The organism is Vibrio hepatarius (genome assembly GCF_018860525.1).
In the GTDB taxonomy this organism is placed as follows: domain Bacteria; phylum Pseudomonadota; class Gammaproteobacteria; order Enterobacterales; family Vibrionaceae; genus Vibrio; species Vibrio hepatarius_B.
Map to the genome: position 1 here is coordinate 61,092 of NZ_JAHKPM010000015.1, position 15,205 is coordinate 76,296.

General features: G+C 39.7%; 20 protein-coding genes. All 20 read left to right on the forward strand.

Annotation, left to right across the window (positions count from 1 at the left end; genetic code table 11):
* Nucleotides 1-2: 2 nt before the first annotated feature.
* The 20 genes from KO511_RS04115 to KO511_RS04210 all read left to right on the forward strand — a co-directional run bounded on the left by KO511_RS04115 (nucleotide 3) and on the right by KO511_RS04210 (nucleotide 15,162).
* Complete coding sequence (locus tag KO511_RS04115) at nucleotides 3-608, forward strand: hypothetical protein (RefSeq protein ID WP_354668149.1); 606 nt, start codon at nucleotides 3-5, stop codon at nucleotides 606-608.
* Nucleotides 605-2,494 carry an FHIPEP family type III secretion protein gene (locus KO511_RS04120; protein WP_215986203.1) on the forward strand — a complete coding sequence of 630 codons (1,890 nt, stop codon included), beginning with the start codon at nucleotides 605-607 and terminating at the stop codon, nucleotides 2,492-2,494. The genes KO511_RS04115 and KO511_RS04120 overlap by 4 nt, the downstream gene beginning before the upstream one ends.
* 11 nt (nucleotides 2,495-2,505) lie before the next feature.
* Nucleotides 2,506-3,537: an EscU/YscU/HrcU family type III secretion system export apparatus switch protein gene (locus tag KO511_RS04125; protein WP_215986204.1), complete on the forward strand. Its 1,032-nt coding sequence runs from the start codon at nucleotides 2,506-2,508 to the stop codon at nucleotides 3,535-3,537.
* Nucleotides 3,534-4,292: an OmpA family protein gene (locus tag KO511_RS04130; protein ID WP_215986205.1), complete on the forward strand. Its 759-nt coding sequence runs from the start codon at nucleotides 3,534-3,536 to the stop codon at nucleotides 4,290-4,292. The genes KO511_RS04125 and KO511_RS04130 overlap by 4 nt, the downstream gene beginning before the upstream one ends.
* Nucleotides 4,282-4,674, forward strand: coding sequence for a hypothetical protein (locus tag KO511_RS04135; protein WP_215986206.1), 393 nt, complete (start codon nucleotides 4,282-4,284; stop codon nucleotides 4,672-4,674). Before KO511_RS04130 ends, KO511_RS04135 begins: the two co-directional genes overlap by 11 nt.
* Nucleotides 4,661-5,665: a hypothetical protein gene (locus KO511_RS04140; RefSeq protein WP_215986207.1), complete on the forward strand. Its 1,005-nt coding sequence runs from the start codon at nucleotides 4,661-4,663 to the stop codon at nucleotides 5,663-5,665. The genes KO511_RS04135 and KO511_RS04140 overlap by 14 nt, the downstream gene beginning before the upstream one ends.
* Nucleotides 5,666-5,677: 12 nt before the next feature.
* Nucleotides 5,678-6,382 (forward strand): hypothetical protein, encoded by a 705-nt coding sequence (locus tag KO511_RS04145; protein WP_215986208.1) that lies wholly within the window; start codon nucleotides 5,678-5,680, stop codon nucleotides 6,380-6,382.
* Between the two features lie 6 nt (nucleotides 6,383-6,388).
* Nucleotides 6,389-6,604, forward strand: coding sequence for a FliM/FliN family flagellar motor switch protein (locus KO511_RS04150; RefSeq protein ID WP_215986209.1), 216 nt, complete (start codon nucleotides 6,389-6,391; stop codon nucleotides 6,602-6,604).
* A 314-nt stretch (nucleotides 6,605-6,918) separates the two neighbouring features.
* Entirely contained in the window at nucleotides 6,919-7,446 is a 528-nt protein-coding gene (locus KO511_RS04155; protein WP_215986210.1) for a winged helix-turn-helix domain-containing protein, read from the forward strand.
* A gap of 454 nt (nucleotides 7,447-7,900) precedes the next feature.
* Nucleotides 7,901-8,329: a hypothetical protein gene (locus KO511_RS04160; protein ID WP_215986211.1), complete on the forward strand. Its 429-nt coding sequence runs from the start codon at nucleotides 7,901-7,903 to the stop codon at nucleotides 8,327-8,329.
* A 146-nt stretch (nucleotides 8,330-8,475) separates the two neighbouring features.
* Nucleotides 8,476-8,760 (forward strand): hypothetical protein, encoded by a 285-nt coding sequence (locus KO511_RS04165; protein ID WP_215986212.1) that lies wholly within the window; start codon nucleotides 8,476-8,478, stop codon nucleotides 8,758-8,760.
* A 51-nt stretch (nucleotides 8,761-8,811) separates the two neighbouring features.
* Nucleotides 8,812-9,501, forward strand: a complete 690-nt coding sequence (locus tag KO511_RS04170; RefSeq protein ID WP_215986213.1) for a flagellar type III secretion system pore protein FliP — start codon at nucleotides 8,812-8,814, stop codon at nucleotides 9,499-9,501.
* Between the two features lies 1 nt (nucleotide 9,502).
* A complete protein-coding gene (locus tag KO511_RS04175) occupies nucleotides 9,503-10,186 on the forward strand; it encodes a type III secretion system apparatus protein VscT2 (RefSeq protein WP_215986214.1) in 684 nt (227 codons plus the stop codon).
* Nucleotides 10,179-10,439, forward strand: coding sequence for a hypothetical protein (locus KO511_RS04180; RefSeq protein ID WP_215986215.1), 261 nt, complete (start codon nucleotides 10,179-10,181; stop codon nucleotides 10,437-10,439). Before KO511_RS04175 ends, KO511_RS04180 begins: the two co-directional genes overlap by 8 nt.
* On the forward strand, nucleotides 10,426-11,892 hold the full coding sequence (locus KO511_RS04185; protein ID WP_215986216.1) for a secretin N-terminal domain-containing protein: 1,467 nt from the start codon (nucleotides 10,426-10,428) through the stop codon (nucleotides 11,890-11,892). The genes KO511_RS04180 and KO511_RS04185 overlap by 14 nt, the downstream gene beginning before the upstream one ends.
* Nucleotides 11,892-13,154 (forward strand): type III secretion system ATPase VscN2, encoded by a 1,263-nt coding sequence (gene vscN2, locus KO511_RS04190; RefSeq protein WP_215986217.1) that lies wholly within the window; start codon nucleotides 11,892-11,894, stop codon nucleotides 13,152-13,154. Before KO511_RS04185 ends, vscN2 begins: the two co-directional genes overlap by 1 nt.
* Nucleotides 13,108-13,509 carry a hypothetical protein gene (locus KO511_RS04195; protein ID WP_252724244.1) on the forward strand — a complete coding sequence of 134 codons (402 nt, stop codon included), beginning with the start codon at nucleotides 13,108-13,110 and terminating at the stop codon, nucleotides 13,507-13,509. Before vscN2 ends, KO511_RS04195 begins: the two co-directional genes overlap by 47 nt.
* A complete protein-coding gene (locus tag KO511_RS04200; protein WP_215986218.1) occupies nucleotides 13,506-14,531 on the forward strand; it encodes a hypothetical protein in 1,026 nt (341 codons plus the stop codon). Before KO511_RS04195 ends, KO511_RS04200 begins: the two co-directional genes overlap by 4 nt.
* A complete protein-coding gene (locus tag KO511_RS04205) occupies nucleotides 14,518-14,751 on the forward strand; it encodes a flagellar biosynthetic protein FliQ (protein ID WP_114783466.1) in 234 nt (77 codons plus the stop codon). The genes KO511_RS04200 and KO511_RS04205 overlap by 14 nt, the downstream gene beginning before the upstream one ends.
* 36 nt (nucleotides 14,752-14,787) lie before the next feature.
* Complete coding sequence (locus KO511_RS04210; protein ID WP_215986219.1) at nucleotides 14,788-15,162, forward strand: hypothetical protein; 375 nt, start codon at nucleotides 14,788-14,790, stop codon at nucleotides 15,160-15,162.
* The last annotated feature ends 43 nt before the right edge of the window (nucleotides 15,163-15,205 follow it).

A 15,205-nucleotide genomic window follows, 5' to 3' on the forward strand; every position in this document is an offset into this window, starting at 1 on the left:
AGGTGTTTCTCTTGTACATTGAACTTGAACCAGAGCAGCGAGTGATTCCTAAGATCACGTTTAAGCGCAGCCATAATTCTAACGTAATTAAAAAGTCAGAAGTCCGCTGTTTTCAAGAAGCCCAAGCCCTTGTAATGGCTATGCAAGAGCGCGCGGAAGAATGTCAGACCATTCTTGAGCAGCAAGTTGTTCAGATGATCGAAGACAAGGAAAAGGCGCTCAACGAATATGTTGAAGAGTCATACAATAATGTAATTGAAAACTGGGTGGAATGGCAAAATGACTGGTTTGAGAATGCTGAATCTAAGCTGGTTGATTTACTTAGTGCGCAACAGAGACAGCTTAATGAACTCAAAGAAGAGCTAAAAATCTCCGTCATCAAAGCGGTAAAAGAGCGTCTGGTAAAGCTTAATCAAAGTGAACATCTAATAAGCCACCTAATTGAAGTACTTCATGCTGAAGTCGATGATGAATCTAAGAATTTATCGGTAGAGAAAATTACTCAAGAAGATGGCGTCACGTTAACTATTGAGAATGAAGATAGTATTGTTAGTATCAACACAGCTAGCCTTATTACTGAGTTGAGATTGAGTTTGGACCAATTATGAAGCAGCTTTTTAAAGGTAAGTCGTTACTGTTCAATCCGAGTAGTGTCATTATCGCGTTGCTATTGCCAACGATCATATTGGTTACCCTACCGGGCGGAGTCATAGATGCATTTATCCTAGTCAGTTTTATTAGCTCAGCGTTATTGCTTGTGATAATGCTAGAAAACGATGAGCCGTTAAAAGTGACTTTCTTACCGACGGTAGTACTGCTCCTTACCACTTTCCGGCTACTGCTTTCTATTGCGACGACTCGAAATATCATTGCTAATGAAGATGTAGGTGATGTGATCGAGACAGTCGGTGAGTTTGTTATGGGCGGAAACCTAATTTCTGGTTTGCTGATTTTTGTCATTATCACCATAGTTCAATTTTTGGTTGTGACCAAAGGTGGTGAACGTGTTGCTGAAGTTGGCGCTCGTTTCTCTTTGGACGCTTTACCTGGTAGGCAGATGACCATAGATGGCGATTTAAAAAGTGGTCTAATCACTGGTGAACAAGCACAAAAAATGCGTGCCGACTTGAGTACTGAAAACAAGTTGTTTGGTTCCCTTGATGGTGCAATGAAATTTGTAAAAGGCGACTCAATTGCGGGTATTTTGATCAGCTTGGTTAACCTATTTGGTGGGATTTACGTTGGTATTAATCAGTTTGACTTGTCTTTATCTGAGAGTGTTAGTCGTTTTTCAGTGCTGACTATCGGTGATGGATTGGTTTCGCAAATACCGAGTTTACTTTTATCCATGGCATGCGGCGTATACCTTACTCGTATTAAAGGATCTGAAGAAGAATCGAGCTCATTTACTAGGCAGCTTATGACCCAGATAGGCTCATTTTGGAAAAGCTTACTGGTGATTGGTGGGGTGATTCTTGTTCTTGGCATTTTGAATAGCAACTTACTTTATGTATGTGTCCCGCTCGCGTTCCTCTGTATATTTGTTGCATTTCTACTATGGCGTAAGCAGGAGCATCCAGTTGGTACAATGAGTTTTGAACCAACAGGTTCTGGCTTATATGAGTCACTTAAATTTGTGCTTCGTGATAGCACTCACCAAGTGGTTGTACAACATAGAGTCGAGGACATCGAGCGTGTTCTTTGGGGCCAAGCTCTAGGCACACCAGCGATTGACTTTAACAATCAGATGGAAAGTGATATCGAGGTATATATCTCTGACATCTGCGTATTTAAATTCAATCAAGAACAATCACAAGATATGATCGAAGTGTTAGGCGATGAAGTCTTTGTTCGTCAAGACGACGCAATTGTGAATGTTTCGAGTGTTGCCGATTATTTCCTTAGAAAACGTATGGTGGAAAAATACAACCTGCAATATACGAGCAATATTATTGAAGGTCTAGCAGCTCAAAGCGAAGTGATGAAAAATGAGATTGATTCTGCGATTGGCCTTAACCGTGTTCATGATGTGCTAAAAGAAATGATACGTGCGCCAGAATTTTATTTGGATAGAGTCAGCTTTTTTGAGGCTCTAATTTACTGGTCACGAGTGGAAAGCGAGCCAAAAAACTGGCTAATTCGCATACGCAGCCAGGCTCGATATGAAATTACTTCAAGGTTATTAGCTGGGGAAGAGGGTATCCATGTTGCCTTGTTAACTCCAGAAATCACAGAGTCTATTGAATCTTATGTAATGGGTGAGGTTGAAGATGTCGACCGTTTACTCGAGATCCAACAAGGACTAAGAAAGGAAATCCTACGTCTAACGACCCAATATGGTCGCAAGCCAGTCTTAATTGTAAACGATAATGAAATAAACCCAGTGAAAGCATTCTTCCAACAGGTAATGTCTACGTTATTGATATGCAGCCATGGTGACATTACGGATCAGTCTTATGTAACAAGCTCAGAGCCCCTTGAGTTAGTATCTTAAAGGGGCATTAAATGGAGTCGACTGAACCTAAGAAATACCCACCCACGGAGAAAAAACTCCGTGACCTTAAGAAAAAAGGTCAGTTTCCAAAAACTGAATTGGCCGAGCCAACTTTAGAGTTGATCGTTTTTTCTACCGTGTTTATTAGCGTTATTTATTTGATGTTTGAGAATGCTAATTACTGGATAGAAGAGATGCTTTATTCCGGTATAAATGTTGGTTTTAAACTAATGTACTCTCTGATTGCAGCAGTGATTGGAAGTTTAATGTTAGTTAAGTTGGTCATGGCAATTATTAACTGGGTATTGATTAATAAAACGGTCATTAATACAGAATCTCTAGGGTTGAAAATGGAAAAAATTCATCCTGTAACGGGATTTAAAAATATTTTCGGCATTGAGGCAATGTCGCGTTCACTGCGTAAAGTCTTGGAACTACTTTTTCTTCTATTCCTGATGAAATATGTTTTTGATATTGCAGGTGATGAACTTAACACATTAAAGCAGGTAAACAATTATAGTTTTTTTCTTTATAACTTTGTGTTTTACCTGCTCTTGTCCTCCTTAATATTTTTTATTTATGGCGTGTGTGTGGGTTGTGTGGACTTCTTAATTGAGCAGTATCATTTTAGACGTAAAAATCGGATGACTTTTACTGAAATGAAGAATGAAATGAAAGAAACAGAAGGCTCACCTGAAATTAAATCTGAGCGCAAGCGTAAAATGCGCGAGGTGATGGAAGCCCCGATTACCAAAGGAAGAAAGCCTACTTTTGCATTGGCTAACCCAACCCATATTCTAGTTCCAATATGTTATGACAGGAGTATAGATAAAGCGCCTGTCGTTTTAAAAATTTGTACTGACACATTAGCTCAGGAAGAGAAAGCACGTCTGAAAGCCATGAATATTCCCATTATTGAGCACAAACCATTGGCTCGGGCTTTTTATCGTAAGATGAAAAATGGTGAAGACTTTATCCCTAAAGAGTTTTATCGGGATGTTGCCATGATACTTTCAGCTCTAAAGAAGCAGCAGAAAAAATGAAAATGACCAAAAAAATTAGTTTCACTTCATCATTGTTACTTTTGCTTGGTGGATGTAGTAACCAGATTCGTGATGACAACCTTATTCTTGACTATGATTGGAAGCCAGACGTTTACAATTTAGTTTTAGTTGAGGTTTCTGATGCAGATAATTTTCAGTTCTGGGTACGCAGGGCACCAGAGTACGCTGAAGGTTCACCTCACCATAAGGCATGTGTTGAAGTGGCAGAGCCAACAGAACCTAATCGCTTTTACATTGCTAACCTTAATACCTATGGTTTGACTGAAGTAAAAAATTGTGAAGGCGATTACTTCGCAGTGAGTAACATCGTTTCTCCTATAAAACACCGTGCTTTTGGTGGTGATCAGTGGCAAGACGTTTACGGAGTGTCAACAAACTTGCTTGATAATTCGAATGTGTTATTGAAGTTTGAGAGTCTGTTCCCTGTTAATGAGTATCAGCTCACTCGAGAAGGTCGCACTACATTATTTGCTACTATTGAAGAACTACAGAAGTTGCCCCTAGAGTCTCTAACTATATACGGTGTGGCTGACTCTTCTGGAACGTATAAACATAACCGTATTTTGGCAGATAACAGAGCCAGAGTAACACGTGATTTCCTTATCGAAGAGGGGCTGAGAAATGTGCCGATCTATGTAAGGGGCAGCGTTGAAAATGGTTTATCTACTCCAGAGCAAAGAGTAACCCAGAGACGCTTTATGATTGAGGTAAAACTAAAAAATTATGAAAAATAGAAAATTCTCTCTGTTACTTAATGAATTTGTACAGCTAAATCAGGGTGGTCATCTCCAACTTGATGGTAGTAATGTTTTGCTTTGTCACTACGGAGAGAGACAAATTATTGTTGAAGATGGATCTCGAGTCGGACTTGAAGGACAGCTAATTTTGTTGGCAGAATTAGAAGAAAAGCAGCTATCAGCAGATTTGGCGGTTAAGTTTAATGCTGATTTTAGCGTGACTACAACCGGTTACATTGGACGAATTTCAGATAAAAATTATTACATACGTAACCTTGCTCTCCCAGAGCATCCTCAAGAACTTCAGCAGCTGGTAAGTCAGTTTGCTGCACAAGCTGACTTATTGCACGGTGAGATCAAAAACCATGTGGCTAATTGAATTTATTGATGGCCATTTAAATGGTATTTGCCTACCTTTTGAGCAAAAATTTTCTCTAACAGGTAATAAAGATGCAAGGGCGCAAGACGTCTTGTCAGTCCCTGAGTATTTCTCGAGTGGTACCGAGATAAACTTCGAAGTGAAGGACAAGAGAGTCCAAGTCACAGGGTTCCTGAACAGAAATAAAGTAAAACGGCTCAAAGAGAATCGTATATATAGATTTAAAGGATTAAGTTTTTTTGTTTTTCAAGAGGGGACAAGGCGGCCCGCATTACGTTGTTATCGTTTTAGGCAATATCGACTACTTGTTGCTTTTACTGTCCTACTAAACCTCGCTTTTTCTTTGGCGCTTTATCTGGGTTTTATCAATCATCAGCAGTCTCAGGTTGCCAAGTATATAGACGTCATTGGAGCCGGTTATATTAAAGACGGTGAACTGACAGCGTTCGATAAAAGTGCGGTGTCAAGTTTACCAGAGTTTTTGCAGCAGAATATTACGCTTGTTGAGTCAAATAACTATCTAAGAGCGAGTCGACTCGACGTCGAATTAGTTTCTGAATACACCGGCAAGCCGATCACTGGCAGGTTAGTATCTAAATCGGATAGAGATGAAATAGTTATCGATACCTATGAGCGAGATAATCAAATTATGTCTCTGTTTGGTGACTATGGTTTAAGTTTTACCAAGAGTGGTGAACATTGGTTAGTGTCCGATCGAACCAAAGCTAGTCAAATATTGAAATCAGCGGGCTTGAGTTCTGTGATTGTTCAGTTGAAATCTAGAAAAGACGAAACGCAGATTATCGCGAGTAGCGAATTTCCATATTCGATTTTTTATTCCACCAAATCTGGTGGCTATATTTACGACCAACAAGGGAGATATTGGGAGGGCAGTACTGTCCCACGTCTAGGTGTCATTCAATCCATCTCTCGCGACAAAGTCGTATTTAAGGATGGACAACAAATTCGAGTTTATCTCATTCAACCTTAATTAGGAGAAATTATGTCAGAAGTGAACTTTGGAGTATCTCCGACCGTCACTGCGTTAGAATCAAGCAATGATATGGAAACTGTGATCGCGCAAAGTAGCCCTGTGGTAAAGCGAGCTGCGGCAGCCAATACGGAGAGTACTGCATCAACATCTCAATCTCTATTTTCACCAGGTTTTAGTGACCCCCTTGATTTAATCGATGACCTTTTGAGCACATACATTGCTTCGCAGACCGCTTCAGCACAAGAATTGGCTGATGAAATCGAGAAAAAGTCGGATGCTATTGCTGAAATCAACCGGCTTTGGGGCCAAATCATGATAGATGGATTGGATAATAAAGATCCAGACGATTTTGGTCCTGCGAAAGAGGGTACAACTAATATTTATGATCACGATGGCGATAAAAAACAAGACTCTGCTTACGCCGAGATAGATAAGATCATTTGTGAGCTAGAAGGGCTTCCTGATCCTGATCCTGATGGTGACGGTGTTACTAATGGAACAGGCATAGCTTATATTACAGGTGGCGACAACCATCCTACTTATGATCAGCTTCAGGAAATGAACGCTAAAATGACGGCTTACTGTGACAAAATTCAGGTCGAACTGGATACGCAGCAGCAAGAATTTAAAAATATGATGACAGAAGTTTCTTCTGCTCAAGAAGAGCTACGTGATGTAAGACGTTCTGTCGTTTCTATGTCACAACAGGGGTAAATTCTAATGAAAATTGCTGTTGATGTTGTCGTCGGACATACCACAATGACACTAGATGAACTTAATCAACTTCAGTCTGGGCAGGTAAAATCACTAACAGATTTTGTTCAATCACAAGTTATGCTCAAAAGTGGCAATGAATTAATCGCAACAGGTACGTTAATTAAGGTTGATGAGCAATATTGTGTATCAATTGACGAGATTAACGTGCAAAAAAATTAATCCTTAAATATCAATCATTAAGGCAGCCGTAATCGGTTGCCTTTTTTTATGTTTTTATGTTTATATATATTTTTATTGTCAGATCTAACAAAATCACAGTTTTTTTCATAATTTTTTCATCCTTTTTTTTTAAAACTAGTACATTCTCTGTCTGGCCAATGTCATGGTCCGCTAGTACGCGAATCTTAATTACAAACTGAATCAACAAAATCAAATATGATATTGGCCTTGAGGTTCTGAGCTGTTAAATAGTTGTCTCTTAACAGTTTGGGTTAATAGCATAGGGTAAAAATAACTGGAAGTAGGGTTGAATAATGGATAGAAATTACGTTCTGGGTAATCAGGTGATTTTTGACATTCTAAAGCGTGAAATAGTTGCGAGTGATCAAGCTGTGAGCTTGGGAGGCCGTGAGGCTGCGATACTGAAGTTGCTATGTGAGCGAGGCAACAAAGTAATCAGCAAAGATGAAATCCATGAAGAAGTATGGGGGAAAGTATTGGTTAGCGAGACTTCCCTTACCAAAGCGATTTCAAATCTGCGTAAATCACTAAGTATATTCGAAGGTCTTGCCTGCGAAATAAAAACAGTACCAAAAGAAGGGTATATGCTTATTATTGACGAAGAAGCTGTGGCAGAATTCTCCGTTGAAGATATCCCTACATTATCGATAAAAAGTATTGCAAGTTCGGTCAAACCAGTGCCTTCTTCACCTCAATTATTACTGGAATCTGAACCTGTTGGAAATATATCAACTGGGGGAGCGTTCTGGTTAACCTTAGTTTTCTCTGCGTCATTGCTTTCTTCAGCATTAACCACAGGAATTTTACTGATGGTCCGCTGAAAATCACATTTTTGCAAGGGTAGCACCGTTCTGGTTGCCCTTGTTTCCTGATATTTTAAATCTTAGGTTGAAAGAAAAAAGAGCACAATCTATCGGCCTGAATAGCCTTTAAACTTTTTTCAGATAACGTTTTTCAACCCTTACCATAATTAATAATCGTTTTGCGTGCATAGATAGTACCTGTTGGTCAACAAATTAACAGGTACACTTACGTCACTTTCTTGCATACATTCGTTGATCACTTCAATGCTACCGGAAGTAATATCATATTCTTCGAGTATTACTTTTCAGCCTGTAAAACGCGAGTTTTTCCAGAAGATAGCAAAAGGTTGATGTTGTCTACTTAGATGAAACTCTTAAAGGAAGGTTGAAAAAGCAGTTTGACTTATGTGTTACTACATTCACTAAACTAAGTCCGAGTTTTCAAAGCGAACATGGTTCTTATGATCAAAATTTGAATCAGCGTATCACGAGTATCCATAAAAGTACGGTTCACCTCTCCAACCATCTTAACTTTATGAATATGCCTTATCGAGCTTCAGCTACAAGCACTTTTAAACAAATGATAGAGTTTTATTCTGGAGGTGCTAAGTTTCTGAGAGAACTACGAGCTTCGGCTCAAAGTCAAATGTTAAATGTAAACAAATCTTCAGCTGTCATAGCGACGGTCAATTATCAAATGTCTATGAGCATTTTACTTTGGCAATACCAGCAGACTCTAGAGCAGATTGAAAATACTGATACTAGCAAAATGGCGCTGAAAACACTTCAATGGTTAAATCAGCTTTTAAGCAGAAACAATGAGACTTCATTCATATTCAATGGAGCTGGTATTGGCATTAAGAATAGCCTTGATGTATCGATTGTCAGTGCATATGAATAGTTTCTCCTCACATCTTTCGACATGATGAAAAGTGACTTTTGTTGCTGGTGCTTGTCTTGGCGTGATTTGTCACCTTTTTTCACTTCTTTCAGGTATATGGGGGGGGTAAAATTTGTAGCTCCAAAACCAAACTAGAGGTAAAGAATATGGCAACAGCCCCTGTAGCAGCACCTGGTACCAACGGAGACGAGCACCTTACTACTTCGGAGGTTAGTGATAACTTTGAATCATTTATCCAAAATGCTGACCAAGCAATCTCAGATTTTATTGATGACCCTGCTCATCAATCAAATGGTGCGCTTCAGCTTTCGGCATCGCAGTCTTTAGAACTTCAGCAACTAATGGCTGATCAGAGTATCGCGGCACAAACGGGTACTTCAACCCTTAAAGGTGTAAAAGACTCTATTATTGCGGCGGCGCGTAATATTTAATTTGGTTGGGGCCAACTAGCCCCGCTAATCAAGTGGTTACGAGGATAAGTTATGGTTCAGTTACTCAGCCCAGACAATGCGTTTTCCGGTGCTAACCTTGTTTTACTACTTGTGTTAGCACTGCTGTCTACCGTGTTCTTTATTTGTTTCTCTGGCTTTGTAAAATATAACATTGTCCTAAATATTATTAAAAATGCAGTAGGAACGCAGCAGATCCCGCCAACTATTGTAGTGAACCTGCTGGCGGCTTTAATGGCGTTAAACAGTATTTGGCCAGACATCAAGCCAGGTATTGAACGTATAAAGCCCTATTTTGCCGAGATACAGCAAGAAGAACAATTGAATCTTCCTTTAGATATTGGGCTTGAAGAGGAGAAGCCGAAAAATATTACCATGTATTATTTGGCAAGTAATATTTTTGACTTTTTCCCTGAACTTCTCAAACGAGCAGAAGATAAGACAAACCAACTGACTGCAATGATTGATATTCCGCTGAATTTTGATGAGGACAGTGACACCTTTAAATTCTTTTTAGGTAATTTGATCCTTGATTTATATCAGGGTTTTGAGCTTGGTCTTAAGCTGTATATGGTATTTGTCAGCATCGATTTTCTTATTGCTGTAGTGCTGAGTGGTGTTGGTATGACCATGTTATCACCTACTGTTATTTCTACACCAATAAAGCTTGCGGTGTTTTATTTCTCGGACAGTTGGACCCTGTTATTTAGAGCGCTTGGCTAGTATGGCTGAGCTACTGTTTCCAAATTGGATGCTGTTTGCTGGTTTTTTTCTTTTTCTTAAGATCTATAACCCTACTCGGCTCTACTTAGACAACATCACCTGCTTAGCAATATCGATAGCGATGGCTATTTTTGTTGATGTCAGTCAGTTTGACCAAATGCCGACTTTTGGCTGGGTGATTGCGGTATTTATGTTCGCAGTTTTTTCTTCTGTGCCGTATTGGATAAGTGGCACAGTCGGCAGTGTAATTCAGCAGTTGCTGCTTTTGAATGAACAGTCAGTACAGGATAGACGTTTTACTGATGAATCTGAGGCGTTAGCAAAGCTTGGCAGTCTAACATTTTTAGTATACGCGTTGCAGAGCGGAACTTTGTTCCGTCCAATTATCGAAGTTATTACCCAAGGTAAGACAGATACGGGCGACTTGGACTTTGAAGCGTTGTATTTTCTGGTGACCAATAGCCTAAAAATGATGGTTATTGTAGCAGGGAAATACATCATCATCATGCTCACGATTACAGTGTGCTGTGGATATGTGGACTTGTTTTTTAAAAAGGCATCGTTATCGCTATTTGTGACACCTAACATTAAAGCGATAGTGGTGATTGTGTTGTTGAATCTCTGGTTGTTACATGACCAGTTTTATGTGTTTAAACAAATGATGCACGAGGTAGGTTATGACTAGAGTTGATATGGTTAACACAACGGCACTAGCTGCGAAGAATACGGAACAATCTGAGTTTGATGCTATTGCTCAAGAAATCGAGAAAAGCGAAAGTATAAATAATCAAATTTCCACTGAAAATGGAGATGAGCCAACAGTTTCTGATGAAGAAATCGCTGATATGATAGTGACCCAAGGTGTGATAAACACCAGCATACGCCAAATGAAAGAAAGCCAAGAACGAATGAAAGAGATCCTCAATGAAGAAGTATAAAAAACTAATACTGCTTTGCTTGGTTCTGTTTGCTCCAATGATTCAAGCTGAAGTATTAATTAAACAGCAAGACATAAACTTACAAACGGCATTAAAAGCAATTGCTAAAGATATGCAAGTTAAATTAGTGGATGATATTGACAGTAAAACAGAACGTCAGTTGATCACACAGACACTATCAGGCAACGGCCCAGATCTTTTAGAGCAGCTTTCTGAAGTTTACGATTTCGATTGGTATGTCTATGGTGGGACCCTGACAGTACAATCTGGTCAGGCCTATATCAATTATTCGTACAAACCACGTAACATAAAGCCTAAAGCTTTACTCAGAGAACTAAAACAAACATTCAATATCAGCGCAACAACCAAAGTTAAATTGGTTGAGCGCGGTAATTCCATTTTGTTCTCTGGCACAAGAAAATTTGTCAATGATGCAGTAGGCTACGCCACAATGGTCGATCGAAATCAGTTTTTAGAAAATGGTAACGATCTGCAATTGGCTCGAATTAACTTTCATTACATTTCTGTAGTTGATCGTCAGATTGACACATTCGGTAATTCGGTGGTGTTTCCAGGTGCTATGAGTTTAATTTCTTCTGCGATTATCAATATTGGTCAATTCCAAAATGTGAGTAACGGCGAAGCGGTTGAGAAAGCGTACAAAGTAAAGCTCAAAAATAGTGATAAACAAGAACTGGAAGAAGAAGAAAAAACATCAAAAGTGCAACCACTCCCAGGTTCTAATGCATTGTTAATTCGTGGAACACCTGAAGAAGTGAAACTTGCGAAACGCATCGCTGCTCTGATCGATGTTAAACGTAAGCAGTTGTTATTTTCACTTAAGGTTTATGATATTTCGGTGACACGTGGTGAAGATCTTGGCGTAGATTTTAATGGTAGTAGAGGTATCTACGACATTGTAGTTAATCCGTTTACTGAAACAAAAGAGTTTCTACAAAATTTTCAGGCACTTTCGTCTAACGGCGCAGCCCGTGGAGTGTATGAGACCAACCTACTGATTCTTGAAAACCAGCAAGGCCACTTTGGGAAAAAAGAAACCGCAACGATTAAGCTTGTCTCTGTTGAGGAAGTACAGACGCAAGAAATAGAAGCTGATAACAGTTTATACGTCACAGGACGCTTGTTACCTTCTGGAAGTGTTCAGGCAAAAGTTCGTTATGTAGAAGAAGCATTAGACGATGATGATGACAGTGACTCTGCTGCGGCCGAGCCACCTCGTGTGAGTTCACAGTCTTTAGAATCAGAGGTTTACATTCACCCAGAGCAAACCGTTGTCTTAGGCGGATTTGATAATACTGAAACGCAATCAACAGAGACGGGTGTACCAGTACTGTCAAGCATTCCATTACTTGGGGAGCTGTTTAAGAGCACCAATGAAACTAAGCGTAAATATAAACGTTATGTTTCTATTTCGTATGAGGTCGTTGAGTAATGTTAAACCATTTCTTCAAGGTTAAAGAGTCTTATCAGGACACGGTTATTTGCCATGTTTCGGTAGATACTTTTGTCGGGCAGGAGTGTTTTATCAGCACAATTACCGGTGAACGCATACGCGGTGAAGTTATGAAAGTGGCAGGGCTTAGAGTGGAGATCAAACTTCTCCAACCTGGTGCTGTACAACGTGGGGCAAGAGTGGAGATCACTGCTAGGCGTTTTTGTTTCCCGCTTAATGAAGAAGCACTAGTTGGCAAAGTTATAAATTGTTACGGAGAATCGATCTATGGTGACGATTATCTAAATCAGCCCGGTCAGTTTGCAGATTTACCGATTGCTGTTGAACCTATTCCATTAAATATTCGTGCTCCAATCGAAACTGTGTTTCCAACTAAGCTAAAAATTATCGATGGCCTTTTCACTATTGGTGAAGGTCAACGTCTAGGCTTATTTGCCCCAGCGGGCGCAGGTAAAACGACTACAGTGTCCATTATGGCCAATAATATGGATGCAGATGTAGTCATATTCGCCATGATTGGAGAACGTGCTCGTGAAGTGGTTGAATTTCTTGAAGGGGAAATCGGTCCTGAGGTTATTCAAAAGTCAATTACCATTGTGTCGACTTCTGAAGCTAATCCCTTGGAAAAGGTACGCTCAGGGTTAGTGGCGGTATCCATTGCTCGCCATTATATGGAGCAAGGTAAAAAGGTCGTGTTGTATTTTGACTCATTGACTCGTTTCGCTCGAGCTCAAGCCATGCTTGATAATACTCCGATTAAAGGGGGCATACCTATTGGGGTGTCACTCGCTTTATCACGCCTAGTGGAAAGTTGCGGTAATTCAATTCATGGCTCGGTGACAGGGATATTCACAGTTCTTATTGAAAAAGAAATTGATGACGACCCTATTGCGCACGAGGTGAAGTCATTAATTGATGGACATTTGGTGTATTCAACGATGATTGCTTCAACGGGGCGTTATCCTGCAATCGATGTTTTGAAGAGTAAGAGCCGCTTACAAAATAAGGTTCAAAGTGATGACTATGTCCGATTGTCTGAGCGAGTAAAAGACATGGTATATCGATATTTCAATGTCGAGCTCTTAATTCGGGTAGGTGAATACGAAAAAGGAAATGATCTGGAAACAGACGAGGCGATAGATAGATATCCTCACATTATGTCGTTCCTAAAACAAGGATTCGATGGAGTAGAATATGAGCAAACCCTCGAAGCAATGGAAGGAATTTGGTCAGCTTATTGATATCGTTGACATTCGCATCGGTAAGCAGCAAAGGAAGTTAGTTAAGCTAAAAAAGCAGTATCAAGATCTAATGAGTGTTATTGAGCAGAAGTGGCAGCAGATAGAGCAGCAGCAACAGCACTTAAAGGGACTTGATGTCACTGATGAGCAAAATGCGCTTAGGCTTCTTTTTATGAGGAGAGAGAGCACGAAATCGGCGATTGAATCGCTTTTTTTCGATGCATCGATCAACCGTCAAGATGCGGAAGAAGTGGCGTTGGAAATAACAGAAGTTGAAGCTGAAAAGCGAAGGCTTGAAAAACGCAAGGATGCACTGAATGAACTTCGAGAAGAGTTGAGGTACGTAAAGTCATGATTAATGTGTTTGAGGGAATAGTTAGACAGGATGTGTTTGGTGAGAACGGAGAATTTGAACAGCTTCTAAGCCAGACGGAGCAGGATATAAGTCAGCCTGGTTCTAGTCCTGCTGTTGATATTAGTGAGGCTGACGCCGCACTTGGTATCGATTCCCTTGAATCTAGTTGTGATGATATACGTCTTTTGGAACTGAAAGCTACCTCTACGCCTAAGGGGAATATTTCTGAGACGAGTACGGGTGTGCTTGACAATAAACAATCCGAACATGGTCTAGGCTTGGGCACTACCATCGCACACAAGATGCTAGCTAAACCAGCAGAATATCCGGTGATCAAGTTAGATAAAGCATCGTGGCAAACTTCAGTGCCAGCACTAATAAAGCCGTTAACGGAAAAATCCAGTGCCAGTAGTACGATACTCAAGGATAGTTCTAACATCTCATCAGTGATGACCACGCGAATAGATAGTAAGCCAGAAATATCTAGGACCTTGGCTAATGATACGTACTTACAAAAGCCATTTTTAGGGCCTATGCAACATGGGGATGTAAAGAATCATTCAAGCCTACTTTCTAGTAAATCTATGCCTATGCGGGGTGGAGAATTAGAGACTAAGGTTAAAAATCCCGCTATAACGCTTGATCCATCGGCACAAAATAGAACTGAATTGAAATTTACTGATCGTAATTTTGCATTTAATAGAGGCACTATTCGACCTTCGCATCATGCCGATAATAATGAATTATCAGGCAAAGTGGTCAATGTGCATAATAAACATTTAGTTTCTAGCCCAAGTGAAGTTTCACTCGCGACTGAGCGTGTTAGTTCAATATCATCATTAATGAAACCAGTACCACTTACAGAGATGAGCTTTCCTAATTATCAATTAGATCCTGAGTTGTTTTGGCAACATCCTAGAGTGAATAGTTATGTGGTTATGTACCGAAGCAAATACTATCTGTTCGAATTTGATGAACATAAAATGATAAACTATCTGGAGTATTCAGATGACCGTAATTGATGTCACTGCCGCCTGTTTAGACATAGTTAAAGACGCGATAATAATCTTCTCTTTGAGCTTTGTGATCACAGGTGTTGTTGTCGGCTTACTCCAAACAGTATTTAGTGTTCAAGATCCCGGCCTTCCTATGGCCGCAAAATTAGTCGTTTTTATTGTACTTTTGACTCAGGTCGGCGGCAATATTTATGACCAATTTCACCTGCTTTTTAGGCAGTTGTAATACATTAAACTATTGACGTCTTTCGAGGAGTTTACGTTGAAAAAGTTGCGAGAAATAGTCTTTAAGACTTTGGTAGATATTTTAGGTGTACCAGCCAATCTTTTATCGCGGATTGAAGGTGATGAACCAATTGGTATTGAGTTAGTTGATGGGGAAGAGATATTTATTTCTCTACATGATAAGACTATCAGAGCTTTTGTTGAGATCCCAGTACGTGATCGAAGAGTACTGTCAGTTAAAGCTTCAAAATTAATGGAGCTACTTGTATCTGATGATCAAGTTTATATGAGTACCACCAAAGACAAGCTTATCATGGTTTCTGAATGGGAAGTAAGTGTAGCGAATGTTGAAAGAAAACTAGCAGATAAATTAATGCTGTTTAATAAGGCAGTTCATTGTATTAAGGCTTAACTTTCAAAGTTAAAGAGCTTTTATCGACGAATTAATGTTGATA

What these genes read in the sequence shown, in the direction of transcription:
- KO511_RS04120 (WP_215986203.1), top strand. Translation starts at nt 605, where the DNA reads ATGAAGCAGCTTTTTAAAGGTAAGTCGTTACTGTTCAATCCGAGTAGT.
- KO511_RS04125 (WP_215986204.1), top strand. Translation starts at nt 2,506, where the DNA reads ATGGAGTCGACTGAACCTAAGAAATACCCACCCACGGAGAAAAAACTC.
- KO511_RS04130 (WP_215986205.1), top strand. Translation starts at nt 3,534, where the DNA reads ATGAAAATGACCAAAAAAATTAGTTTCACTTCATCATTGTTACTTTTG.
- KO511_RS04135 (WP_215986206.1), top strand. Translation starts at nt 4,282, where the DNA reads ATGAAAAATAGAAAATTCTCTCTGTTACTTAATGAATTTGTACAGCTA.
- KO511_RS04140 (WP_215986207.1), top strand. Translation starts at nt 4,661, where the DNA reads ATGTGGCTAATTGAATTTATTGATGGCCATTTAAATGGTATTTGCCTA.
- KO511_RS04145 (WP_215986208.1), top strand. Translation starts at nt 5,678, where the DNA reads ATGTCAGAAGTGAACTTTGGAGTATCTCCGACCGTCACTGCGTTAGAA.
- KO511_RS04150 (WP_215986209.1), top strand. Translation starts at nt 6,389, where the DNA reads ATGAAAATTGCTGTTGATGTTGTCGTCGGACATACCACAATGACACTA.
- KO511_RS04155 (WP_215986210.1), top strand. Translation starts at nt 6,919, where the DNA reads ATGGATAGAAATTACGTTCTGGGTAATCAGGTGATTTTTGACATTCTA.
- KO511_RS04165 (WP_215986212.1), top strand. Translation starts at nt 8,476, where the DNA reads ATGGCAACAGCCCCTGTAGCAGCACCTGGTACCAACGGAGACGAGCAC.
- KO511_RS04170 (WP_215986213.1), top strand. Translation starts at nt 8,812, where the DNA reads ATGGTTCAGTTACTCAGCCCAGACAATGCGTTTTCCGGTGCTAACCTT.
- KO511_RS04175 (WP_215986214.1), top strand. Translation starts at nt 9,503, where the DNA reads ATGGCTGAGCTACTGTTTCCAAATTGGATGCTGTTTGCTGGTTTTTTT.
- KO511_RS04180 (WP_215986215.1), top strand. Translation starts at nt 10,179, where the DNA reads ATGACTAGAGTTGATATGGTTAACACAACGGCACTAGCTGCGAAGAAT.
- KO511_RS04185 (WP_215986216.1), top strand. Translation starts at nt 10,426, where the DNA reads ATGAAGAAGTATAAAAAACTAATACTGCTTTGCTTGGTTCTGTTTGCT.
- vscN2 (WP_215986217.1), top strand. Translation starts at nt 11,892, where the DNA reads ATGTTAAACCATTTCTTCAAGGTTAAAGAGTCTTATCAGGACACGGTT.
- KO511_RS04195 (WP_252724244.1), top strand. Translation starts at nt 13,108, where the DNA reads ATGAGCAAACCCTCGAAGCAATGGAAGGAATTTGGTCAGCTTATTGAT.
- KO511_RS04200 (WP_215986218.1), top strand. Translation starts at nt 13,506, where the DNA reads ATGATTAATGTGTTTGAGGGAATAGTTAGACAGGATGTGTTTGGTGAG.
- KO511_RS04205 (WP_114783466.1), top strand. Translation starts at nt 14,518, where the DNA reads ATGACCGTAATTGATGTCACTGCCGCCTGTTTAGACATAGTTAAAGAC.